The following is a 24299-nucleotide window of genomic DNA, read 5'->3' as shown; positions in this document are numbered from 1 at the left end:
AAACATAACTTTCTTATAATCTTTTGTGAAATTATCATCATGAAATTAAAATGAAAGCAAAAAAACTTTACTCTCGAAATCGCCTTCAATCGTTTGAAATCTAGTAAATATTAAAAAATCATTAGAAAAAAAACAATATATCAACCGAAAAATAGCTATTTCATAATTATATGCATGCATACTATTTTTTATGATAGTTATCATAATATTATTTATACATTAGCGCTAAATTTATCGGATAATTAAGGGAAAAATGAAAATAAAAATTATTGGTATTGGGAGCTATATTCCTAATTTAGAAGTAAAAAATACAGATTTTGACAAACATGTTTTTTTAAATGAGGATGGAACTCCTTTTGGTTATCCGAACGAAGTCGTAATTAAAAAATTTAAAGGTATCACTGGAATTGAAAATCGCCGTTATGCCGAACCACAATACACAGCATCTGATCTAGCTTTTTTTGCAGCTCAAAAAGCAATTGCAAATGCAGGAATCGATGCAGAAACTTTAGACTATATTATTTTCGCTCACAACTTTGGCGATGTAAAAACAGGAACACACCAAACGGATATTTTACCAAGTTTGGCAACTCGTGTTAAAAACAAATTAGGAATCAGAAATCCAAAATGTGTAGCTTATGATATTCTTTTTGGATGTCCAGGATGGATCGAAGGTGTTTTACAAGCAAATGCTTTCATTAAATCTGGAATGGCAAAAAGAGTAATGGTAATTGGAGCTGAAACTTTATCTAGAGTTGTTGATGATCACGATCGCGATTCAATGATTTATTCTGACGGAGCTGGAGTTTCAATTTTAGAAGCTTCTACAGATGAATCTGGATTATTATCTTATGAAAGTGCCACTTATGCTAATGATGAAGCAAATTATCTTTTCTTCGGAAAATCATACAATCCAGATTTAGATCCAGATATTAAATATATCAAAATGTACGGTCGTAAAATTTACGAATTTGCTTTAAGCAACGTTCCATTAGCAATGAAAAGCTGTTTAGATCAAAGCGGAATTGCTATCGACGATGTGAAAAAAATCCTGATTCATCAAGCAAATGAAAAAATGGACGAGGCTATTATCGAACGTTTCTATAAATTATACGACAAAACTGCGCCTGCAGCTATTATGCCAATGAGTATTCATGATTTAGGAAACAGCAGTGTTGCAACCGTTCCAACTTTATACGATTTGATTCTTCAGAAAAAAGTTGAAGGTCACGAAATCAACAAAGGCGATGTTCTTATTTTTGCTTCTGTCGGAGCAGGAATGAACATTAATGCTTTTGTTTATAGATATTAGTCGCAGTTTGCAATCACAGTATTCAGTTTAGCAGACTGTAAACTGTGACTGAGACTGAAAACTAAAAAAAGTCCGCATCTTATAGTGCGGACTTTTTAGTATATTTGCGCCTTGTTGTTAAAAACTATAAAATGTACGAAAAAACATTTCCGAATAAAAGATTCAAACTTACCTTAGAATTTTTACAAAAACACGTTAAAACATCTGAAACCATTTTTGATTTTGGAGTTCCAAATCCGTTTTCTAAAATAATGGAAGAAAATGGTTATACTGTAAAAAACACAACAGGTGAAGATTTAGATAACGATCATACAGCTTTACAAACAGAAGAATATACTGTTTTTACTGCATTTGAAATTTTCGAACATTTGCTAAATCCATACACAATTTTACAAAACGTAAAATGTGACAAATTGTTAATTTCAATTCCGTTACGTTTATGGTTTTCACCAGCATATCGATCTAAAACTGATATGTGGGACAGACATTATCACGAATTTGAAGATTGGCAGTTGGACTGGCTTTTAGAAAAAACAGGATGGAAAATCACAGATCGTCTGCAATTTACACATCCGGTAAAAAAACTTGGAATCAGACCATTATTAAGATATTTCACTCCAAGATATTATATTGTTGTGGCTGAAAAAGTCAAGAACTAAGATTGCTGATTAACGATTTTTGATTTTTAGATGACTTTCACAGAATCTAAAATCTAAAATCTAATCCCGAGGCTTCGGGACTAAAATTCTTAAAATGAAATATTACATCGTCATCCCCGCGCATAACGAACAAGATCTCATTGGCTTGACTTTACAATCTTTGGTTTCTCAGACTGTTTTGCCTTCAAAAGTGGTCGTTGTGAACGACAATTCAACTGATAAAACGGAAGAAGTTGTATTAAGCTTCGCAAAAGAAAATCCGTATATTTCTGTTGTCAACAAAACTTCAGATGCTATTCATATGCCTGGAAGTAAAGTGATTCAAGCTTTTCAAAAAGGTTTTGAGACTTTAGATTCTGATTACGATATTATTGTAAAAATCGACGGTGACTTAATTTTTCCACCAAATTATTTCGAAACCATTATCAAACATTTCGAATCAGATTCAAAAGTTGGAATGGCTGGCGGATTCTGTTACATCGATAAAAATGGCGAATGGGTTTTAGAAAATCTTACCGATAAAGATCATATTCGAGGAGCTTTAAAAGCGTATCGAAAAGAAACCTATCAGCAAATTGGCGGTTTACGCCCAGCAATGGGTTGGGACACTGTTGATGAATTACTTTGTAAATATTACGATTGGAAAATTATCACTGACGAATCTTTACATGTAAAACATTTAAAGCCGACTGGAGCAAATTACAACAAAACAGCTCGTTACAAACAAGGCGAAGCTTTTTATACTTTAGGATATGGTTTCTGGATCACGGCAATTGCATCGGCAAAATTGGCAATGATGAAGAAAAAACCATTTCTATTTTTAGACTATATAAGAGGTTTTTGGAAAGCTAAAAAAGCAAAAACACCTTTATTGGTTACACCTGAACAAGCTAAATTTATTAGAAATTATCGTTTGAAAAAAATGAAAGAAAAGTTAATTTGATTGGTAAAACACTCGAAAAAACTGAACTCATAACTCATAACTCATAACTTCTTTTTACCTTAGCCAATATTTAAAACTTATGATGCTAATTCGTTATTTATCCCAAGTAGGAAAATATTTTTTAATGCTGAAAGAAATTTTCAATAAACAGACCAAATGGCCTGTTATGAAAAATTTAATTTTTAAAGAAATTGATGATTTGATTATTGATTCACTTGGAATTGTCTGCTTTATATCTTTCTTCATTGGGGGAGTTGTTGCCATTCAGACGGCATTAAACTTAACTAATCCATTAATCCCAAAATATTTAATTGGTTTTGCTACACGTCAATCTGTAGTTTTGGAGTTTGCTCCTACTTTTATTTCGGTAATTATGGCCGGAAAAATGGGATCTTACATTACTTCTAGTATTGGAACAATGCGTGTTACAGAGCAAATCGATGCTTTAGAAGTTATGGGAGTTAATTCAGTAAATTATCTTGTTTTTCCAAAAATTGTTGCACTATTAATGTACCCTTTTGTAATCGGAATCAGTATGTTTTTAGGAATTTTTGGAGGATGGCTTGCTTGTGCTTACGGAGGATTCTCGACAGGAGCAGATTTTATCATGGGAGCTCAGAAAGATTTCATACCGTTTCATATTACTTATGCATTTATCAAGACTTTAATATTTGCGATGTTATTGGCAACAATTCCGTCTTTTCATGGATATTACATGAAAGGTGGTGCATTAGAAGTTGGTAAAGCAAGTACAACGTCATTTGTATGGACATCTGTTACCATAATTCTTCTAAATTATATATTAACTCAATTATTATTAGGATAATGATAGAAGTAAAAAATATAGAAAAATCATTTGGTGACAGTAAAGTTTTAAAAGGCGTTTCGACGGTATTTGAAACTGGAAAAACCAACTTGATTATTGGACAAAGTGGATCTGGAAAAACAGTTTTATTAAAAACGCTTTTAGGAATTCACACACCAGACTCAGGAACAATTGAATTTGACGGAAGAGTTTATTCTGATTTAGACAAAGATGAAAAACGTGAATTAAGAACTGAAATCGGAATGGTATTTCAGGGCTCTGCACTGTTTGACTCTATGACTGTTGAAGAAAATGTGGCTTTCCCATTAAAAATGTTTACAAGTAATAGCAAAGCACAAATCAAAGAAAGAGTTGACTTTGTTTTAGAAAGAGTAAATCTGGTAGACGCGCACAAAAAATTGCCTTCTGAAATTTCTGGAGGTATGCAAAAACGTGTGGCAATTGCACGTGCTATTGTAAACAATCCAAAATATTTGTTTTGTGATGAGCCAAACTCAGGTTTGGATCCAAATACTTCAACTCTGATTGACAACCTGATTCAGGAAATTACACGAGAATACAACATTACAACCGTTATTAATACACATGACATGAACTCTGTGATGGAAATCGGTGAAAACATCGTTTTCTTGAAAAAAGGATTAAAAGCTTGGCAGGGAACTAAAGAAGAAATCTTTAAAACGGACAATGAAGCGATAGTGAAATTCGTTTATTCTTCGAATTTATTTAAGAAAGTACGTGAAGCTTATTTAAAAGGGCTTTAGAATTTTAAATATTCAAAATAAAAAAATCCCAAATTCCAATCTTAACAACTTGGAATTTGGGATTTTTTTATTTTGGGTATTCTCACTTTTGGAATTTGGGATTTTTTATTGAGATTTTAAAGTGATCAATTCAACTTCAGCATTCGGGTTAAAAAGATATGTTTTTCCTGAACTTATTTCAATGCATTCAAAGCGTTTGGTACGAACGGCCAATTTCTTGAAAATTTTACCGTTTTTGATTCTAAAAACGCTTCCGTAGGGGATTTCAAAAACATAGTTCTTATCGCTATCTTTATCATATTGTTTTAAAGCCAAAGACAAAGTCGTATCAGTATCACTACTTGCAGACGGATTTTTAAAGTGTCTTGCTAATAATGGTAAAATCTGTCCTGGAAATATTTCTGGCCGAATAAACGGAACCATCAAACGCTGAAAAGTATATTTCCATTCGTTTCCATGTGGTTTTATATTTCGTCCGAATTTCTCGAAAGCAACTAAATGCGCAATTTCATGAATCAACGTAATCAAAAACCGGTATTTATTCAAACTTGCATTAACCGTAATTTCATGTTTTCCACTTGGTCCGCGTCTATAATCACCATGACGCGTCTGGCGTTCGTTTACAATTTTCAAATGAACCTGATTGGCCACTATCAAATCGAAAACGGGTTTTACCGCATGTTCTGGAATATATTTAGCTAAAGTTTCGCTCAATTTAATTATGAATTATGAGTTTTGAGTTATGAGTTTTTTCTTTGACGTTATGATTATGCTTTTTATGATCTTTAGTACTTCCTCACATTGCTTGTGCATTGATTCAAATTCAGCATTAGAAATATAATTCGTAGCAATTAATATTTCCAACCAATACATTGATTCATCGCATTCTTTTTGAGAAATCGATAATTTATGAATAAAATCTGGCTTCCTTTGTGCATTGACAGCTTCACGAACATTTGCCCCAACAGAAGTAATTGAACGTAAAAATTGTTTACTCATTATAAATTCTTTCCTTTCCGCAACTAACCATTTATAGAAATTAACCCCTCTTACAGCTAACTCAAAACTTTTAGTTTTCACAATACTCTCACTCATAATTCATAACTAATAATTCATAATTAACTTAAGGGTTCGTTGAAGAGACTTCTAAAACTTTTCCGTTAAAATATTTATTTCCGTTAAGAGTAAAATCATAAATATAAGTTGCCATTCCTTCTGCTGAAATTGGCGCTTGATATCCTGGGAAAGCTTCATTCAGCATTTCAGTTTGAACAGAACCCAAAGCCAAAACGTTAAATGAAATTCCTTTTTCTTTATATTCTTCAGCCAATAATTCAGTTAAAGTAATTACAGCTCCTTTACTCGAACTGTAAGCCGCTAATCCAGCAAATTTCAAACTTCCGCGAACTCCTCCAATAGAACTTATAGTCACAACATGACTTCCTTTTTCTAAATACGGAATACAAATACGAGTTAAATTAGCAACTGCAAAAACGTTCACTTTATAAATACTTTCAAAATCTGCCTGAGTAGTTTCTGAAAAAGGTTTTAAAAGTAAAGTTCCTGCGTTATGAACTACTGCATCTACTTTTTTCCAAGTTGAAGAAAGAAAACTTTCAACCTGATTCAAAGCTGTTTCATCTGCTAAGTCAACAGACAAGCAAGTTACGTTTTGATGCTGTAATAATGTTTGTGGAATTTTTCTGGAAATTGCCAAAACCTGATGGCCTGCTTCAGCAAATTTCAAGGCTAATTCATAACCAATTCCTCTGCTTGTTCCTGTAACGATAATATTTTTCATGCGACAAAAATAATCAAATGCTGTAAAACAGCCTCTTATTTATTCATGGTTATTTCCTGCGTTGGAGAAATAGCAATTTTGGTCACGGCAGGCAATAATTCTTGTGTGAAAGCAGTAATATGCGGAATATCCATCAATTTAAATTCATCTGAAACATGGTGATAGAAATCAAAGTTTTCAAAGTCAAAAGTACTTATCGATTGACAAGGTTTTCCGAAAGCTTCAAAAAACGAATAATTATCTGACCTGTAAAACAATTGATATTCTGCTTCTTTTGGCAAAAAGCCAATTGTATTTTTTCCAGTGTATTCATTTATTTTTGATGCCATATTCGATTTGTCAAAACCGGTAATATAAGCTAAGAAATCTCTTTTCATTGGAACACCAATCATTTCGATATTTAATTGGGTATAAAGATTGAAATCTTGTTTCTTCAATTTCTGAACTAAACTTTTTGATCCCAATAAACCTTTTTCTTCTCCAGCAAAAAACACAATTAATATACTGCGTTTATTAGCTTTTGTTTCGCTAAAATATTTTGCCATTGCAGCCACAGAAGTTATACCCGAAGCATCATCGTTTGCGCCATTATTAATTTTATCTTCCTGTTGTTTTTTCTCCAAACCAATATGATCATAGTGCGCGCTCAAGACAACAAATTCTTTTTTTAGTTCAGGATCTGTTCCTTCAATCACACCAACAATATTAAAAGCAGGAACTTTAAAATTGGTCAAAGTATCTCGATAGGTTTTAAAATAAGGTTTGATTTTATTTTTCTTTAAAAAATCTTCTAGAAAAATAGCTGCCTTTTCAATTCCTTTAGTCCCCGTTTCACGTCCTTCCAATTCATCTGAAGAAAGGTATTTTAGAAAATCTGAAATTTCAGTTTCATTTACTTTATAAGTAACTTCAATTGTTTTAGAATCTGATACCGTTTCTTTTTCATTGACAGTTGTAGTTCCTGACTTGCAGGCTAAAAAAATAAACGGAAATAAAAAGTATAGTTTTTTCATTGTTTCTTTGTTTGTTTTAGTGATAATCAAAAATGATTTTTACTTGGAACTATAAACTTATGAAAAGTAATAGAATATTCATAAAAAAACCCTTCCAAACTAAAAGTCGAAAGGGTTTCAAATCTATTTGTAACCTAATTTTATCCAGCAATAACGGCTCTTGAAATTACGATTTTCTGAATTTCAGAAGTTCCTTCGTAAATCTGAGTAATTTTAGCATCACGCATGAAACGCTCTACGTGGTATTCTTTTACATACCCATTTCCTCCGTGAATTTGAACTGCTTCGACAGAAGTGTCCATTGCAACTTGTGAAGCAAATAATTTTGCCATCGCACCACTTACATCGTAGTTTTTATTATTGTCTTTATCCCAAGCCGCTTTCATACATAAATGACGAGCTGCCTCGATATTCACAGCCATATCTGCCAATTTGAAAGCAATTGCTTGGTGATTGCAGATTTCTGTTCCAAAAGCTTTACGTTCTTTAGAATATTTTAATGCCAATTCATATGCTCCAGAAGCAATTCCTAAGGCTTGAGAAGCGATTCCGATTCTACCTCCAGCTAAAGTTTTCATTGCAAATTTAAACCCGAAACCATCTTCTCCAATTCTATTTTCCTTTGGAACTTTTACATCAGAAAACATTAAAGAATGTGTATCTGAACCACGGATTCCCATTTTTTGTTCTTTCGGTCCAACTGAAAAACCTGGCATATCTTTCGTCATAATCAAAGCATTGATTCCTTTATGCTTTAATTCTGGGTGTGTTTGCGCAATTACTAAATATACAGAAGCTGTGTTACCGTTTGTAATCCAGTTTTTTGTACCATTAACCAAGTAATGATCGCCCATATCAATTGCGGTAGTTTTTTGCGAAGTTGCATCACTTCCTGCTTCAGGTTCACTTAAACAGAATGCTCCGTGAATTTCCCCAGAAGCTAAACCTGGCAAATATTTTTGTTTTTGTTCTTCAGTACCATATTCTTGTAATCCCCAGCAAACTAATGAATTGTTTACTGACATAACAACAGAAGCAGATGCGTCTACTTTAGAAATTTCTTCCATTGCAATAACATAAGAAATTGCATCTAGACCGCTTCCTCCATATTTTGGATCAACCATCATTCCCATAAATCCAAGCTCGCCCATTTTTTTGACTTGCTCAGTTGGAAAAATTTGTTTTTCGTCACGTTCAATAACTCCCGGCAATAATTCATTTTGAGCAAAATCTCTTGCTGCCTGCTGAATCATTAAATGTTCTTCGGTAAGATTAAAATCCATAGTAGTTTACTTTAAATGTTTTTTCAACCAGATTTCAAACAGATTTCTATAGTTGATGGTTTTTTGTTTTTTTATGTTTTTTCGATGCCTTAATTTTTTGACACAAAGGCTTCCAAAGATACTTTTTAAAAGTGTAATTTACAATGCATGCATATAAAATTAATAGATCAGCAAAGATCACGATAACGTTTTCGTAATTGTTTAGATTTTCATTCAATTCAGCATCAATATTGCAACAAATTCGATAAAATTCAAGAATCACAATTTCCTCTTTTTTGACTTAAAAGTGACTAAGTTTTCAAATTCAAACATTAAACAATTCTTAAAGCACGTAAATGTACGTAAACTTACTCTTACTAATTTGATTGTTAATGTAATACAAAAAATAAATGTATATTTTACAGAAAAAAAACATGCTAAAAATGAACCAAATATTAATAAATTAACATTATTTTTGACCAAAAAATAAATAATTGATAGAACATGAAAAAGATTTTACTATTACTTACACTCCTTTTAAGCCTACAATTTTCGGTCGTTTCAGCCCAAACTCAAATAGAAGTTAACGGTGTTACAGTTCCGAGAAAGATAGACTTTCAAAACAAACCTTTACAACTTAATGGTGCCGGCGGAAGATCAAAAATGTGGTTGGAAGTTTATGTTCAGGCATTATATTTATCTCAATTAACTCAAGATCCACAATTCATTATTGACAGTGATACAGAAATGGCTGTTAGAATTGAAATTACTTCATCAATGGTATCTTCTAGTAAATTGACAAAAGCCATGAATACTGGTTTTGAAAAATCTGCTGGAGCAGAACTTGAACAATTACGTCCAAGAATTGAGCAGTTAAAAAGTTACTTAAGTGATGCAATTACAGAAAAAGATGTGTTTGTCTTAGCATATAGTCCTTTTGATCAAAATGTTTATGTTTATAAAAATGAAGTTCTGAAAGGAAAAGTTCCAGGATTTGATTTCAAAAAAGCCTTATTCGGAATCTGGCTTTCTGACAAACCAGTTGATGAAACTCTAAAGAAACATTTATTAGGACAATAGTTCTTAATTTTTTGAATATTCAAAAAGCCGAAAACCTGATAGTTTTCGGCTTTTCTTTTATGTTTTATAAATTTGCTGCAAAATACATTATTCGCATTATTCTATTTTATACATTTACGCAAAATAAACATATCACAACAAAATGAAAGATTTATTACAACAATTTGAAAACAAAGCACCTGAAATTGTTTTTAATTGGAAAGATTCAGAAACAGAAGCCGAAGGGTGGACTGTAATTAATTCACTTCGCGGAGGAGCTGCGGGTGGAGGAACCAGAATGAGAAAAGGTCTAGACATGAACGAAGTTTTGTCATTGGCTAAAACAATGGAAGTTAAATTCTCTGTTTCGGGCCCAGCAATTGGCGGGGCTAAATCTGGAATAAATTTTGATCCGAACGATCCTCGTAAAAAAGGTGTTTTACAACGCTGGTATAAAGCGGTTTCTCCTTTGTTAAAAAGTTACTACGGAACTGGAGGTGATTTAAATGTTGATGAAATCCATGAAGTTATCCCCATGACGGAAGAATGCGGTGTTTGGCATCCGCAAGAAGGAGTTTTCAATGGACATTTTAAACCTACAGAAGCTGATAAAATTAATAGAATAGGTCAATTGCGTCAGGGTGTAATTAAAGTAATTGAAAATCCGAAATTTTCACCAGACGTAACTAGAAAATATACAGTTGCCGATATGATTACTGGTTTTGGTGTTGCAGAAGCAGTTCGTCATTTTTACGCAACTTATGGCGGAGACATTAAAGGTAAAAAAGCAATCGTTCAAGGTTTTGGAAACGTAGGTTCTGCCGCTGCTTTTTATTTAGCTGAAATGGGAGCAAAAGTTATCGGAATTATTGATCGCGATGGCGGGCTTATTAAAGAAGATGGTTTTTCTTTTGAAGAGATCAGAACTTTGTTTTTAAATAAAGACGGAAATAAATTAGTTGCCGATAATATGATTCCGTTTGAAGAAATCAACTCTAAAATATGGACAATCGGCGCTGAGATTTTCACTCCTTGTGCCGCTTCAAGATTGGTAACTCAAGCGCAAATTGATAGCTTAATTACAAACGGATTGGAAGTAATTTCATGCGGTGCAAATGTTCCTTTTGCTGACAAAGAAATTTTCTTTGGTTCTATTATGGAGCAAGTAGACCAAAAAGTAAGTTTGATTCCTGATTTTATTTCAAACTGCGGAATGGCAAGAGTTTTTGCTTATTTCATGGAGAAAAAAGTCCAAATGACAGACGAAGCGATTTTTAATGATACTTCAGAAATTATAAAAAATGCAATTGTAAAAGCTCATGCTTTAAGTTCATCAAAAACAAATATCAGCGCAACTGCGTTTGAAATTGCTTTGAAACAGTTAGTGTAAATTTATTTATATCTCAATCTAAACGAGCCGCATTATTGTTGGCTCGTTTTTTTTACGCAGAGTTCGCTAAGTTATTTTTATTTGGAGTGCAAGCAATATCTAAATATTAAGTTCGCAAAGCTTTGTTTAGATCAAGCTTTGTGAACTTTAATCTAAAGATTTACTCAAATTTAAGATAAATTAAACTTTGTGTACTTTGCGTAAAAATCTTAGCGAACTTTGCGTTATAATTACAAGCATTTTTTACCGCAAAGTACGCTAAGGTATTTTTATTTGGAGCGCAAGCAAGATCTAAATATTAAGTTCGCAAAGCTTTGTCTAGATCAAGCTTTGTGAACTTTTAATCTAAAGATTTACTCAAATTTAAGATAAATTAAACTTTGTGTACTTTGCGTAAAAATCTTAGCGAACTTTGCGTTATAATTACAAGCATTTTTTACCGCAAAGTACGCTAAGGTATTTTTATTTGGAGCGCAAGCAAGATCTAAATATTAAGTTCGCAAAGCTTTGTTTAGATCAAGCTTTGTGAACTTAATATAAAGATTAACTCAAATTAAACAGATAAAAACTTTGTGAACTTTGCATTATAATTAATTTTAAAAAACTCTTAGCGTGCTTTGCGGTTAAATAGCAACATGCACTTTCATTCTAAACAATTTTTAGTACTTTTAAACGTTTTTAAAATAATACATTTCAAAATTCAGAATCTAAATGAGTTCGTCTATTTCTTCAGATAAAAGGAAATCATTATTATTTACTACTGCAATATATGCGGTAATTATTACGTTGCTGTTTTTTATACGTTTTTGGCCTCCTTACAATCCTGAAAACAATGTAGCTCTTGCCGATGGCGGAGGTGGCGGCGGAGGCGTAACGGTAAACTTTGGAGACAGCGATTTAGGTTCTGGAGCCAATTATAAAAGCGAAGTTTTGGATGTAAAAAACAATGTAAAACAAGCGCCCGCAAAAGCAACTCCAGAAGAAGAAGCGATAATTAGTCAGGAAAATACAACTGCCGATAATGATGTTGTTATTCCGACCAAAGAGAAACCGAAGAAACCTGTGCCTGTTGAAAAACCAATACAAAAACCAGTACCAGAAAAACCAAAAGTTTCTAACTCAACAAATGATGCTTTAGCCAGCATTATGAAAGGTTCGAACAAAGGCGGAGACGGAGATGATAAAGCAGCCGGAAATAAAGGAAAAGCAAACGGAAGTCTAAACTCTAACGGTTATTACGGAAGTGGTGGTTCTGGCGGAGGAACTGGAGGCGGTAACGGAACTGGAAATGGCATTGGAACTGGAAGCGGTTACGGAGCAGGAACTGGTGGTGGTTCTGGCGGTGGAACTGGATATTCTCTAAACGGAAGAAAGGCATTATCGAAACCTGCTCCAAAATACACTTGTAACGAAGAAGGAACTGTTGTGGTTGAAGTTACAGTTGATCAAACTGGAAAAACCGTTAGTGCAACTGCCGGAATAAAAGGAACAACAAACAAAGCAAGTTGCTTATTAGAACAAGCCAAAATTGCTGCATTAAATACAAAATGGTCTGCTGATGATAATGCTGCGCCAAAACAAGTTGGAAGAATTATTTATAATTTTAACTTGAATTAAAAAACACGAATTTCACGGATTTTCACGAATCTGCTATTATAAAAAAGGCTTTCATAAATATCTGAAAGCCTTTTTTGTTGCTTTTATTTTAATTAACGATTAGCTTGTCATCCTGAGCGAAGTCGAAGGACACACATGTAATTCCTCAAAGAGAATCATCAATCTTTGTCGAGCTTCTTAGCGTGTACTTCGACTTCGCTCAGGATGACAAATTATTGCGTAAAATTAGGTTCTGTTCGCGTGAGGGATAGGAGCAAGCTACCGAAGTAGCGCTCCCGATAGCTATCGGGACGGCCGCAATAAAAAAATGGGCGAATCAACGTTATGTTATGCTGATTGGCCCATCTTTTTATTGTGGTCACGCCCTAATAATTATTTTTACTTCGGACTAGTTGCAATTACAAATTTCAAATTATTCTTCACTCCTATCTGTAAAACATCTACTAAGTCTTGAACTTGTAAGTTAAACGGAATTCGAACTACGACAGTTTGTTCTTTATCTGTTCCTATTTTTGACATTAAACTCGTTTCTAGATTTTCAAAATCGACTTCTTGTTTGTCGATATAGAACTTTTTATCTTCTGTAACCGATAAACTAATTAATTGTTTATTGGTTTTTTCGTTCGCTTTAGCTTTTGGCAAAGTCATCTTAATCACATTCGGATTTGCCAGTGTTGAGATAATTAAGAAAAACAACAGCAGGAAAAACATGATATCGCTCAAAGATGAAGTCGCTACTTCGGCGTGAAATCTTCTTTTTCTTTTAATAGACATGGCTTATGCTCTTTGAATTATATTGACAAATTCTAAAATCTGTTTCTGAATTTTTAAAGCAAAATTATCAATCTTTCCGTTCAATAAGTGGTAAGCACTATAAGCAATAATTCCCACAATTAATCCAGAACCAGAACTGATCATTTTCTCGTACAAACCTCCAGATATATTTCCGATACTAATATTTTCGGTAACCGAAATGCTGTAGAAAATTTTGATAACTCCAGAAATTGTTCCAATAAAACCAAGCGTTGGCGCGATACCTGCGATAAGTCCAAGATGACCTAAATGTCTTTCCATTTCGCCAATCTCGATATCGGCAGCACGATCCATGTTGGATTCAATTTCTGCAATTGGTCTTCCAATTACCAAAACACCTTCTTTCAAAATATTTCCAGCTGCAGTATTATTTCTTTCCACAATAGTTCTTGCCAATTCAATATTTCCAGAATGCAATTTCTCACCAATGTCTTGCATTAATCGGCTGTCAATTTTAGACGCACGGTTAATGTACATATAACGTTCAAAAATTAGGTAAATCGTATAAAACAATAAAATCGCGATTGGAATTAAAAAAACTCCCCCTTTCATGATAAACCCAAACATTGAAATTTCATTTTGGGGTGTTGCAACCTTCTCTATCACTACATTTGAAGCATTTGCGATTGTATCTGTTTGTAACTGAATAAAACTAAACATATATTAATTCTGGTTTTTAATAATTAATTCTAAAAAATATTTGAAATTTGCAATAAAGATAATTTTCGCTGTAATATTAAACTACAAAAATCGAAATTTATTTCAATCAACAACCATTTTATCTAAACAAATGAACTATCAAGAGACTACCAATTGGATGTTTAATCAACTTCCAATGTACCAATTGCAAGGTGCTTCGGCGTATAAAGAAGATTTAACTAATATTAGAATATTGGCAGCTCATCTTGATAATCCGCAAAACGAGCTCAAATGTATTCACGTTGCTGGAACAAACGGAAAAGGTTCGACCTCGCATATGCTTTCGTCTGTTTTACAAGAAGCGGGTTATAAAGTTGGTTTGTACACTTCTCCACATTTAAAAGATTTTAGAGAAAGAATTAAAATCAACGGTAAAGAAATCTCTGAAGCTTTTGTCATTGAATTCATTGCAAAACACAAAGATTTTTTTGAAGCTAATGATATGAGTTTCTTCGAAATGTCGGTTGGTTTGGCATTTGATTATTTTGCTGCAGAAAAAGTTGATATTGCTATTATCGAAGTTGGTTTGGGTGGAAGATTGGACGCAACAAATATTATTACGCCTTTGGTTTCGGTAATTACCAATATTGGTTTGGACCATACACAATTTTTAGGAAATACTCTCGAAGCAATTGCAGGCGAAAAAGCGGGAATCATAAAACCAAATATTCCAGTTGTTATTGGCGAATATAATGATGAAACTAAACCTGTATTTTTGGCTAAAGCCGAAGAGAACAACGCACCGATTTCTTTTGCGTCAGATTTAATTGATCAGATTTATTTGTCTGATTTAATTGGAGATTATCAGTTTCATAATAAAAAAACGGTTCAGCAGACGATTTCGATTTTAAACAATGAAACCGATTTTAAGATTTCGACAGAACAGCTAAAAGAAGGTTTATTAAATGTTGTAAAAAATACGGGTTTACAAGGAAGATGGCAACAATTGGGAGAAAACCCAAAAATCATTTGCGACACTGCGCACAATAAACACGGATTATCGGTTGTAATGAATCAGCTGAAAAACGAAAAATTTGAAAACCTTCATATTGTTTTGGGTGTTGTTAATGATAAAGATCTAGATTCTATTTTGCCATTATTCCCTAAAGAAGCAAAATACTATTTCTGCAGACCAGATTCTTCAAGAGGTTTAAGCACCGAAATTCTACAAAACGAAGCAAAAAAATATGACTTGATTGGAGACCAATACAGTTCTGTTGAAATCGCTTTCGCGGAAGCAAAGAAAAAGGCTGCAAAAAATGATTTTATTTATGTTGGCGGAAGCACTTTTGTAGTGGCTGAACTGCCTTTAAATTAAGAGAATTAAATTTCACATCCTAAATAAGGATAAAATCGCCTACAAACATATAACTATTTGATTTTTAATGACTTAAATTTATTTATTAAAAACCCAAAAATAAATTTAAATCATGAAAACAAGAAGTACACTTCTAGGGCTTTTCCTATGGATGGCTCTAGTGTGCGTTGTAGGTTACGCACAGGAAAAAGAGAAACCAGTTTTTATCACGATGACTACTCTGCATCTCAGTTTAGATGGAAAAGCAAAAGACTGGAAGGCTACAGAACAGGAATACTTTGACAAAGTTATTAGTAAAAATGATCTTATTATTGGTTCGGAATTACTTACTCATTATTACACGAATGACAATACTGAAGTAGTTGCCGTGAGCGTTTATAAAAATTGGGAGGATATAGACAAAGCAGATGCCATTAATGAAGATTTAATTAAAAAAGCTTGGCCAGATGAAAAAGCCAGAAAAGCTTTCTTCGATAAATACAACTCTTATTACACTCCAATACATTCAGATGAGATTTATCAGAGTTTAAATTCTATTGGCGAAAAAGCATACAAAGATCAAACAAAGAAACCAATGGTCGTTTACATCCGAAAATCGGAACTTAGCATGAAAGGAAACGGAAAAAACGCGAAAGAATTTAATGAAAAAATCACTTTTAACGATCCTTATATAAAAGCGTATTATCCGTTCCGCCATTCTTGGGGTTCTAATAGTACCGATTTTATGGAAGCTTTTTTCTATGATTCTTTAGCCGATATGGAAAAATCCAACGAAAAAATAGACGAACTGATTAAATCGACCTGGCCAAATGAAAAAGATTCGAATGCTTTTTTTGATGAATTGGACAAATCTTTCACTGGAAAACACAGCGATAATATCTACAGGAACATTCCGTCACTTTCAAAGTAAAAAATGATTAAAAAATATACTTTCATAACATTTTATCCCTCAGCCTTATAGAAAATACTTTTGAAAAATTTTAAATTTTTATTCTATTTTCTTTGCAGAACTCAAAAACTAGCGTATATTTGCACTCGCAATCACGAAATGATAGCAACCTAGTAAAATAGGGCGATTAGCTCAGCTGGTTCAGAGCACCTCGTTTACACCGAGGGGGTCGGGGGTTCGAACCCCTCATCGCCCACCAAGAAACTCCTTAAGAAATTAAGGAGTTTTTTTTTGCCCTTTTCCAAAGTTATTTTCCAAAACATCAAAAATTTAAAATCATGAGCGAACTAATCGGATTTAATGTTAGAGTTTATGCCTTTTGTATAAATGACAATAAAATTTTGGCACTGCATGAAAAATATGCAGGAACACAAATATGCAAATTGCCTGGAGGAGGTCTTGAATTTGGAGAAGGCACCATTGAATGTCTTCATCGAGAATTTGAAGAAGAATTAAATTTAAAAATCGAAATATTAGATCATCTTTATACTCAAGAAGATTTCATTGAATCTCGTATAAAAGACAACAAACAGATTCTTAATATTTATTATATTGTCAAAATACAAAATATTGAAGATTTAAATGTTCAAATTCCAGGATTGGAAAAATTAGAATGGATTGATATTGATTCTAAAGGAAATCCTTTTGTTTTACAGGCAGATATAATTGCATTTGAGAAATTGAAGAAAAAGCTATTAATCAAATAAGACAAATAATACTTTCATAACTTTTATATTGTTTCAAATTCTTTTATAGGTCACAAAAAATTGTTTCCTATCTTAGTACACACACAAATTATGAAAACAATTCTTTATACATCTATTTTTCTTATTTATTGTCAGTCATTTTATGGGCAAGAAAAAGTTGATTTTGAACAAAAAGCCTTTAATTTTTATAAAGATTCAATAATATCTAAAACTTCATCAAAAATTAATTTTGTTGTCAAAGTTCAAGATTATAGTTATTGGGACTCTGACTGCGCAAAAACATTTGCACTTAAATGGCAAGATACAATGGTTGGAGGCACAAATAATCTAGAGGTAAAAAATATTATTTTAGCCAATGACGATAAATTTAAAAAAATTAAACAGTTTAAAAAAGGTGATTATCCAAGAGCTTTTGTGATAGCTAATCTAAAAAAAAACAAAAATCAAAACTTTGTAATTATTGTTGAAACATATAAAGATGAAGCGATAAATTATCTTTTTGAAATGGATATTTACGGTAAAATAAAAAAATGGTGCAAAGGAAAATGGATTGGAAAAAATTAAAGTCATAACATAGCTTCGCATCATTATGTTTTTTTTATCAATTCCAATAAACATAAATCATTGTCATTTCGAGGAACGAGAAATCACACTCGGAAACCAACAAAGATTGGCGATATACTTTACGGAATTTCTAGTGTGATCCTTCGTTCCTCAGGATGACAAATCTAAAATTTAAGCTTGAGAAATAGAATTCAAAATCCTTTCCATAAAAATTGTATTTTTGTTTACCGCTCCCCAAGAAAATCTGTAACATACATTTAAAATCTGTTTTTTACAGTTCTGGTTTATTCACTTAATTATTATCTTTGAATTATGAGCACACTAGCAAGACCAAAACACATCGGAAGAAATATTAGCCGTATTCGTGAACTTCGCGATATGAAACAGGAAGCATTGGCACAAGCTTTAGGAACAAATCAACAGGCTATTTCTGCTATGGAAAATAGCGAAACTATTGATGAAGAAAAGCTTACGGCAGTTGCAAAAGCACTTGGCGTTACAGCTGAAGGCATTAAAAATTACAGCGACGAAAACATACTAAGTATCATTAATAATACATTTAATAGTCACGACAGTTCAACATTAAATGCAGTCAATTTTCAACCTACTTTTAATCCACTTGATAAAGTTGTAGAACTTTACGAAGAAAAAGAAAAACTTTATGAACGCTTGATCCAAGCCGAAAAAGACAAAGTCGAATATCTCGAAAAAATAGTAAAAGGAAAATAATCTTTTTAAAGCATAAAAAAACTCCATTATTTCTAATGGAGTTTTTTTATTGTACAATTTAAGATCCAATTGATTGACAATTCATTATCAATCATTACTTTTTATTTTTTCACATACTTTTTCGAGAAGACTCTTGGTCTTTTTGAAATATCTCATTTTATCGTCAATCTCTTTTATCTTGGCTTGAAAAAGCTCAAGCGTTTCTGGTTTCGAATCAGTACTTTCAAACCAGCTGATTAATATTTTCTTTATTTCTGCTAAAGTAAAGCCAACTTCCCTTGCTTCTATAATGATTTCTAAACGTTCAATAGTATTACCATCGTAATGTTTATAATTATTAGATGTCACTTTTTCATCAGTCAATCCCTTAATCATTCCTAAATTCTCATAATATCTAATAGTATGGATTGACAATCCTGTTTTTTTCGATAATTCGTTTACAAGCATAATTCTATTTTTTAGAAGAAAACAATAAAGCATAGAGTACAGTCTATGCTTTCCAGTTTCAAATATACTATTTTTTTGTTCTTAAGGCACAAGAAATGAGACAAAAACAATATTTCAGAAACGCTAGTCAATTTTACACATTCCATAGGCAGTTTCAATTTTCTCGTCTGCAATTGTTACAGCAATGACAGCACAACTACCGTCAACAAATACTATTCTAGAATTAACGCCGCCTCTAGCATTTACAGCTAAAGCAATATCATCTCCCTTCGTTTTAGTAGTATCTAACTTTAAATTATATTCGCAGTCATTTATCCATGTTAAAATGTAGTAACCTTTTTCCTCAACAACTTTCCCAGTTTTCATATCGAATGTTTCTTCAGTTTGAAAATTTTCGAATCGCTCATAAATATATTTCTGCTGATTTATTTCATCTATTAATTCAAACTTACCCGTTCTAAAATCTTGGCAATTTAGTTTTTGCGAATATGTATTAACTGTGCCGAGTAATAGCAGTAAAGTTGTAATTATTGGAAATTTCATAATTTATTTGGTTTTAATAGTTTTAACGAATGGAAAATCGAGATCAAGTTAAGCTAATTTCTGATTAAATACTCATTAGAAGATCATAACTCAAGACAAAAAACAATAAAAAACTCCATTATTTCTAATGGAGTTTTTTATTATGATTAGGGCTAAAGATTTTTAATTCGCCAGTTTTTCTTTTCTTTTAGCATTTAAATAATTCCTTAACGGAATATCATAAAAAACCATTACTAAATAAGCGAATCCGATCAACAAAACAACTGAAGTTACTACAATTAAAGTCAATTGTGTTGTATCTGGTTTATAATTAGTATAATAATTTCCAAACATCCATAAAACGGCATAATGCGTCATGTATAACGGATAGGATATTTTTCCTGAAAAAACACAAGCTTTTTTCAATCCAGGCTTTAAGATAGCTCCAGCTCCCAAAGAAATTAATAATGGAAAATAAAGTAACACAACTAACGGTTCTGAAATCCAATTCCATTCTGAAAACGGTATAATAAAAGCTAATAGCAATAAAAAAGTTAATCCACCAAAACCAAGTTTATTTTTTATAATCCAGTTAGATCTATAAATAAGCAATCCCGCTAAAAAAGAATAGGAAATTCTAGCACATCCATCCCAGAAAGTCGGGCCGCTCCAACCTCCAATTAAATTACCAGAATTATATCCTACGTAACAAATAGCCACCGCAGATAATATCGTTAATAGCAGTAAAAAACTTCTTCCAATTCTATAAAGAACAAATGCATAAACTATATTGGCTATATATTCCCAAAAAAGCGACCAAGCAGGTGCATTAAAACTAAACAAATTAAATCCGCGGTCAGCAATAACTGGAAACGGAATAAGAAAAATTGAACAGATAAATGTCAAAATAATTTTTCCTGTGCTGTACAATTCTAAATGACCACCAAAAGGATCAAATAAAAAAGCCAACAAACCTAGTATTGAACCTGCAATAACTAACGGATGAAGTCTAATAATTCTAGCGATAAAAAAATTACGAAGCCCCATTTTTGCAATTCGATCATCATAAGCATATCCAATTACGAAACCTGAGAGACAGAAGAAAAAGTCGACAGCTAAAAATCCGTGTCCGATAAAATTCTTGCTTGGATCAGTAAAAATCCATTCCATAAAATGAAACACGACAACTGCAAAAGCTGCGATGCCTCTTAATCCGTCTAAAATTTCAAAATGCTGTTTTGTTTCAAGAACTGCTGTAGTTGACTGGCTTGCACTCATTAGATTGTAATAAACTTATAAATTAGGTGATTCGGTATCGTCGCAAGTTCTACAAATTAATATTCAAATCAAAATCAGATTTATTCAATTCAGTTGTTAAATTGTTTGAAGTTTCACATTTAAATAACTTTTTGCACTTTTTCACGCAATGCTTTTTTCTTAATTTTACCGAAAATCAAATTTTATCATGAGTTTTAAAGGTTGTCTTCCTCCTCCATAAATTAATAATGCTTCTTTAGTATTGACACTTGACTGAATCTTCAGTCCGATTTGTTGTGTCTTTACCTCAATCACATTATTAATATTCAAAAAATATCCTCCCAAAAAAGGATAGACAACTTCTTATGAAAAAATCTTATTTGATACTGCATTCTGCAGTTTTACTTGCTGGTTTTACTGGCGTTTTCGGAAAACTTATTTCTCTTAACGAAATTACTTTAGTTTGGTATAGAGTATTATTTGCTTCTATTATTCTCTTTTTCATTTTAAAAATTTACAATCTTAAAATGCTAAAGTCATTTTCTGAAGCGGTAAAAATTTCTAAAGCTGGAATCTTGATTACCATTCATTGGGTTTTCTTTTATGCCAGCATTAAATATTCTAACATATCTATTGCGTTGTCTGTTATTGTCTGACTAGTTTTTTCACAGCTTTTTTCGAGCCTATTCTCAATAAAAAAAGATTCAATCTAGTTCAGGTTTTATTAAGTATGCTAACTTTATTAGGGATAAGTTTAATTTTCCATTTTGATTCTTCGTATCAGCTTGGAATTTTACTTGGAGTAATTTCTTCTGCATTTGCTGCTTTGTACACTATTTACAATGAAAGACTCGTACAATTTTATGACAGTAAATTAATTAATTTTTATCAGATGCTTGGCGGAACTTTAGTTTTAGGATTTGCACTGCCATTTTATTTTTACAATTTTCCAGACCAAACTTTCATTCCAAGCTTAACAGATACTTTCTATTTATTGATCTTAGCGTCATGTTGCACCGTTGCGCTTTATGTTATGTTTGCGGAATCACTTAAAAAAATTCCTGCTTTCACTATAAATCTAACTTTCAACCTAGAGCCCATTTATTCTATAATATTAGCTTTTTTATTTTTTAACGAAGGACAATCAGTCAATTTCTCATTTTATATCGGAATAAGCTTGGTAATGACTTCCGTTTTACTGCAATCTATTATTTCTATTCGAAAGAAAAATACGGTAGAGCCACAAACCTCTTAAAAGTATAAAACAAAAAAAACTCCTTTGTACAAAAGGAGTTTTTCTTTTTATCGATATTTTTTAATCATTCAATCCCTTTCCATCTAAAATTCGCGGAATATTTTTTTCTACTCTCGCCTCTCTTGTTTTAGATTGTTTAGGCTGAGAAAAATGAAGTAAATATGCACGTTGTCTTCCAGGAGTTAAAGTATAAAAAGCTTTTTTAAAATCAGAATCCGTATCAAATTTATTCTGAAGTTCTTCGGCAATTTCAAATTCAGAAACTTTTTTCAGTTCTACTTTTTGCCCTGACTTTTCAATTTCAGCCGCTTCAAAAATATACTTTTTCAAAATTTCTTTCTTGGCCAAAATATCTTGAGTATTCGTAAATCTAACTTGACGAGCCGCTTGTACATTCTCTGATTGCTGAATTAATATATTATCTGGATCTTTCATTAAAGCTCCTTTGAAAAACAAAAAAGCACAATATTCCTTAAATGAATGAATCAAAACAATATTTGCATTATCAAAAGTGTAACATGGACATCCCCATTTTAATTCTTCTGATAAATGGCAATCTAAAACAATAGTTCTCATTTGTTCAAGTTCCGATTTCCATTTTTCTGCTTTCTCAAAATAAAAATCCACTTTAGAATTAGCACTATCTTCTGTCATATCCAATTTTATTAAAAAATAGTTTACTAAAGATAATAAATCGTTTAATTAAAATTCAATCCCTTTAAGAATTCCTCTTTTTGAGTTACAAATAAAATTTAAGATTTTATCTCTTTCCAAAGTCTGCTCAAATTCGCTTTTAACTAATTCTAACGCAAACTTTGTATTTCTTTTTTCTTGAAATATAATTTTATAAATAGCTTTTAGTTCATCGATTTTACAAGAGTCAAATTCACGCCTTTTTAATCCTACTGTATTTATCCCAGCAAAACGTAAAGGTTCATGCGCAACCATGATGTAAGGAGGAATATCTTTTACAACCCGACTTAAACCACTAATCATAGTATTTTCACCAATCGATGAAAACTGATGAATGGCTGTTAATCCGCTAATATTAGACCAATCTTCAACAGTTACTTCTCCTGCCATTCCAACACTAAAACCAATTATACAATTATTTCCAATAGCGCAATCATGACCAATATGTGCATTAGACATAATCAAATTAGAATTTCCGATACTAGTTGTGCCTTTGGAAATAGTTCCCTTATTTATCGTAACAAATTCCCTGATTATATTGTTATGTCCTATTTCCAAAAAAGTATATTCTCCTTTGTATTTTAAATCTTGTGGAATTCCACCTAAAACGGCATTAGAATGTATCTGACAATTTTCACCGATTCTTGTTCCTCTTAAAATTGAAACGTTATTCCCAATTTGAGTGTTTTTACCAATTATTACGTCGTCTTCTATAGTAACGCAGTTTCCAATATTGACATTGGTCCCAATTACAGCTTGTTTATGAATGAAAGTATTTTTCAATTTTTAGTATTTTAAAATAAACACAAAAATTGAAAAAGTTTAAATCATTTTTTTTGATGCAATATCAAATAATTGATGCCCGAATCCTGCTTAATGTTTCTTGGCTCACGCCGATCAATGATGCAATGTGTTTCAATTTAGCTTTTTTAATAATTTGAGGAAATGACTCTAACAGAAATAAATATTTTTTCTCAGCAGTCATTAAACGAAATAAATGATTGAATTCGTTTATTTTGGAAAGATAATATCGAAGCTGTTTAATATGAAACTTCACAAATAAGGGATATTCTAGCAAAGCCTGTTCATCTAAATAAGACAACGAATAAACAACTGTTTCTTCACAAGTTTGAAAATTCTCAAATGATGGCTTTTGTTCAAAAAAACTACTCATCGAAGTTATAAACTGATTATCGGTATAAATCCACTTTGTAACTTCTATACCATCTTCAATACAAAATCTTCTTACCGCACCATATTTTATAAAATAGATCTTATCACAGATTTTACCACCTTTAATAATAAAATCATTCTTTTTAAAAGTTTCTTCTACAAAATATTTTTTCAGTGCAAGTTCTGTCTCAGAATCTAATTCCTGAAAACCATTAATGACTTGAATTAGTTCTTCCATTTATTTTCTATATTATAATTTCAAATTTAAAGTTTTAATTCGAAAATTATAAAGCAATATAACCTACAAATGAAAACACTTACTCAAAGCCTTTTTTTTTCGCATTTTAAAGCCAAATTATTAAAATTACAGCTTCTATATCACAATAAAAAAGACATTTTTTTTAAGAGGTTTTCCCAAGGAAAATCCTTTAAGATTCCAGAAGATTGTTTACAATCCAGATTTCAGCAGACTATTAAAACCAAAAAATCCCCATCAAATACATGATGAGGATTCTTAAAAGAAAGGC

General features: G+C 32.0%; 28 protein-coding genes and 1 tRNA gene. 16 read left to right on the top strand and 13 right to left on the bottom strand.

What is annotated here, in order from left to right:
- Positions 1–253: 253 nt before the first annotated feature.
- From DM444_RS06575 to DM444_RS06555, 5 genes are all read left to right on the top strand, one after another.
- Entirely contained in the window at positions 254–1312 is a 1059-nt protein-coding gene (locus DM444_RS06575; protein WP_111285005.1) for a 3-oxoacyl-ACP synthase III family protein, read from the top strand.
- A gap of 131 nt (positions 1313–1443) precedes the next feature.
- On the top strand, positions 1444–1971 hold the full coding sequence (locus DM444_RS06570) for a methyltransferase (protein ID WP_111285004.1): 528 nt from the start codon (positions 1444–1446) through the stop codon (positions 1969–1971).
- A gap of 94 nt (positions 1972–2065) precedes the next feature.
- The gene (locus tag DM444_RS06565; RefSeq protein ID WP_111285003.1) at positions 2066–2914 is read left to right on the top strand and encodes a glycosyltransferase; all 849 of its coding nucleotides are present in this window, start codon (positions 2066–2068) and stop codon (positions 2912–2914) included.
- Positions 2915–2993: 79 nt separating this feature from the next.
- Positions 2994–3740 carry an MlaE family ABC transporter permease gene (locus tag DM444_RS06560; RefSeq protein ID WP_111285002.1) on the top strand — a complete coding sequence of 249 codons (747 nt, stop codon included), beginning with the start codon at positions 2994–2996 and terminating at the stop codon, positions 3738–3740.
- Entirely contained in the window at positions 3740–4504 is a 765-nt protein-coding gene (locus DM444_RS06555) for an ABC transporter ATP-binding protein (protein WP_111285001.1), read from the top strand. The genes DM444_RS06560 and DM444_RS06555 overlap by 1 nt, the downstream gene beginning before the upstream one ends.
- Positions 4505–4609: 105 nt before the next feature.
- On the opposite strand, the gene DM444_RS06550 is transcribed toward DM444_RS06555, so the two are convergent.
- The 5 genes from DM444_RS06550 to DM444_RS06530 all read right to left on the bottom strand — a co-directional run bounded on the left by DM444_RS06550 (position 4610) and on the right by DM444_RS06530 (position 8601).
- On the bottom strand, positions 4610–5218 hold the full coding sequence (locus DM444_RS06550; RefSeq protein ID WP_111285000.1) for a SprT-like domain-containing protein: 609 nt from the start codon (positions 5216–5218) through the stop codon (positions 4610–4612).
- Positions 5219–5230: 12 nt separating this feature from the next.
- On the bottom strand, positions 5231–5599 hold the full coding sequence (locus DM444_RS06545; protein ID WP_111284999.1) for a four helix bundle protein: 369 nt from the start codon (positions 5597–5599) through the stop codon (positions 5231–5233).
- A gap of 28 nt (positions 5600–5627) precedes the next feature.
- Complete coding sequence (locus tag DM444_RS06540; protein ID WP_111284998.1) at positions 5628–6305, bottom strand: SDR family NAD(P)-dependent oxidoreductase; 678 nt, start codon at positions 6303–6305, stop codon at positions 5628–5630.
- A 35-nt stretch (positions 6306–6340) separates the two neighbouring features.
- Positions 6341–7318 (bottom strand): M28 family peptidase, encoded by a 978-nt coding sequence (locus DM444_RS06535; protein WP_111285173.1) that lies wholly within the window; start codon positions 7316–7318, stop codon positions 6341–6343.
- 140 nt (positions 7319–7458) lie between these two features.
- Entirely contained in the window at positions 7459–8601 is a 1143-nt protein-coding gene (locus DM444_RS06530; protein ID WP_111284997.1) for an acyl-CoA dehydrogenase, read from the bottom strand.
- 483 nt (positions 8602–9084) lie between these two features.
- Here DM444_RS06530 and DM444_RS06525 point away from each other — a divergent pair, with 483 nt between their 5' ends.
- From DM444_RS06525 to DM444_RS06515, 3 genes are all read left to right on the top strand, one after another.
- Entirely contained in the window at positions 9085–9660 is a 576-nt protein-coding gene (locus DM444_RS06525; RefSeq protein ID WP_111284996.1) for a chalcone isomerase family protein, read from the top strand.
- Positions 9661–9802: 142 nt separating this feature from the next.
- Positions 9803–11029 (top strand): Glu/Leu/Phe/Val dehydrogenase dimerization domain-containing protein, encoded by a 1227-nt coding sequence (locus DM444_RS06520; RefSeq protein ID WP_111284995.1) that lies wholly within the window; start codon positions 9803–9805, stop codon positions 11027–11029.
- Between the two features lie 711 nt (positions 11030–11740).
- On the top strand, positions 11741–12646 hold the full coding sequence (locus tag DM444_RS06515) for an energy transducer TonB (RefSeq protein ID WP_111284994.1): 906 nt from the start codon (positions 11741–11743) through the stop codon (positions 12644–12646).
- 378 nt (positions 12647–13024) lie between these two features.
- Here the strand turns inward: DM444_RS06515 and DM444_RS06510 are convergent, their stop codons facing one another.
- Together DM444_RS06510 and DM444_RS06505 are read right to left on the bottom strand one after the other, a co-directional pair.
- Positions 13025–13420, bottom strand: coding sequence for an ExbD/TolR family protein (locus DM444_RS06510; RefSeq protein ID WP_008464192.1), 396 nt, complete (start codon positions 13418–13420; stop codon positions 13025–13027).
- 3 nt (positions 13421–13423) lie between these two features.
- A complete protein-coding gene (locus tag DM444_RS06505; RefSeq protein ID WP_111284993.1) occupies positions 13424–14119 on the bottom strand; it encodes a MotA/TolQ/ExbB proton channel family protein in 696 nt (231 codons plus the stop codon).
- A gap of 130 nt (positions 14120–14249) precedes the next feature.
- On the opposite strand from DM444_RS06505, the gene DM444_RS06500 reads away from it, so the two are divergent.
- The 6 genes from DM444_RS06500 (at position 14250) to DM444_RS06475 (ending at position 18425) form a co-directional block, all read left to right on the top strand.
- The gene (locus DM444_RS06500; RefSeq protein WP_111285170.1) at positions 14250–15476 is read left to right on the top strand and encodes a bifunctional folylpolyglutamate synthase/dihydrofolate synthase; all 1227 of its coding nucleotides are present in this window, start codon (positions 14250–14252) and stop codon (positions 15474–15476) included.
- A gap of 112 nt (positions 15477–15588) precedes the next feature.
- Complete coding sequence (locus tag DM444_RS06495; protein ID WP_111284992.1) at positions 15589–16386, top strand: hypothetical protein; 798 nt, start codon at positions 15589–15591, stop codon at positions 16384–16386.
- A 160-nt stretch (positions 16387–16546) separates the two neighbouring features.
- Positions 16547–16624: transfer RNA gene (locus DM444_RS06490), tRNA-Val, on the top strand.
- Positions 16625–16703: 79 nt separating this feature from the next.
- Complete coding sequence (locus DM444_RS06485; protein WP_111284991.1) at positions 16704–17132, top strand: NUDIX domain-containing protein; 429 nt, start codon at positions 16704–16706, stop codon at positions 17130–17132.
- A 90-nt stretch (positions 17133–17222) separates the two neighbouring features.
- Entirely contained in the window at positions 17223–17696 is a 474-nt protein-coding gene (locus DM444_RS06480) for a hypothetical protein (protein ID WP_111284990.1), read from the top strand.
- A 312-nt stretch (positions 17697–18008) separates the two neighbouring features.
- Entirely contained in the window at positions 18009–18425 is a 417-nt protein-coding gene (locus DM444_RS06475) for a helix-turn-helix domain-containing protein (RefSeq protein WP_111284989.1), read from the top strand.
- 87 nt (positions 18426–18512) lie between these two features.
- Here DM444_RS06475 and DM444_RS06470 read toward each other — a convergent pair whose 3' ends face one another.
- The 3 genes from DM444_RS06470 to DM444_RS06460 form a co-directional block, all read right to left on the bottom strand.
- Positions 18513–18872 carry a MerR family transcriptional regulator gene (locus tag DM444_RS06470; protein WP_111285168.1) on the bottom strand — a complete coding sequence of 120 codons (360 nt, stop codon included), beginning with the start codon at positions 18870–18872 and terminating at the stop codon, positions 18513–18515.
- A 123-nt stretch (positions 18873–18995) separates the two neighbouring features.
- Entirely contained in the window at positions 18996–19415 is a 420-nt protein-coding gene (locus DM444_RS06465) for a hypothetical protein (RefSeq protein WP_111284988.1), read from the bottom strand.
- Between the two features lie 162 nt (positions 19416–19577).
- Positions 19578–20672 (bottom strand): acyltransferase family protein, encoded by a 1095-nt coding sequence (locus tag DM444_RS06460; RefSeq protein ID WP_111284987.1) that lies wholly within the window; start codon positions 20670–20672, stop codon positions 19578–19580.
- 344 nt (positions 20673–21016) lie between these two features.
- Between DM444_RS06460 and DM444_RS23860 the strand changes: the two genes are divergently transcribed.
- Positions 21017–21307, top strand: coding sequence for an EamA family transporter (locus tag DM444_RS23860; RefSeq protein WP_239455602.1), 291 nt, complete (start codon positions 21017–21019; stop codon positions 21305–21307).
- Positions 21308–21381: 74 nt separating this feature from the next.
- Positions 21382–21906, top strand: coding sequence for a DMT family transporter (locus DM444_RS23855; protein ID WP_239455601.1), 525 nt, complete (start codon positions 21382–21384; stop codon positions 21904–21906).
- Positions 21907–21966: 60 nt separating this feature from the next.
- On the opposite strand, the gene DM444_RS06450 is transcribed toward DM444_RS23855, so the two are convergent.
- The 3 genes from DM444_RS06450 to DM444_RS06440 all read right to left on the bottom strand — a co-directional run bounded on the left by DM444_RS06450 (position 21967) and on the right by DM444_RS06440 (position 24010).
- Positions 21967–22560, bottom strand: coding sequence for a YdeI/OmpD-associated family protein (locus tag DM444_RS06450; protein WP_111284986.1), 594 nt, complete (start codon positions 22558–22560; stop codon positions 21967–21969).
- Between the two features lie 48 nt (positions 22561–22608).
- A complete protein-coding gene (lpxA, locus tag DM444_RS06445) occupies positions 22609–23382 on the bottom strand; it encodes an acyl-ACP--UDP-N-acetylglucosamine O-acyltransferase (RefSeq protein ID WP_111284985.1) in 774 nt (257 codons plus the stop codon).
- A gap of 64 nt (positions 23383–23446) precedes the next feature.
- On the bottom strand, positions 23447–24010 hold the full coding sequence (locus tag DM444_RS06440) for a Crp/Fnr family transcriptional regulator (protein ID WP_111284984.1): 564 nt from the start codon (positions 24008–24010) through the stop codon (positions 23447–23449).
- Positions 24011–24299: the final 289 nt, after the last annotated feature.

Source organism: Flavobacterium ginsenosidimutans (genome assembly GCF_003254625.1).
GTDB classification, from domain to species: domain Bacteria; phylum Bacteroidota; class Bacteroidia; order Flavobacteriales; family Flavobacteriaceae; genus Flavobacterium; species Flavobacterium ginsenosidimutans.
Note: the sequence above shows the minus strand (reverse complement) of the source record. Positions and strands in the feature narration are given on the sequence as shown.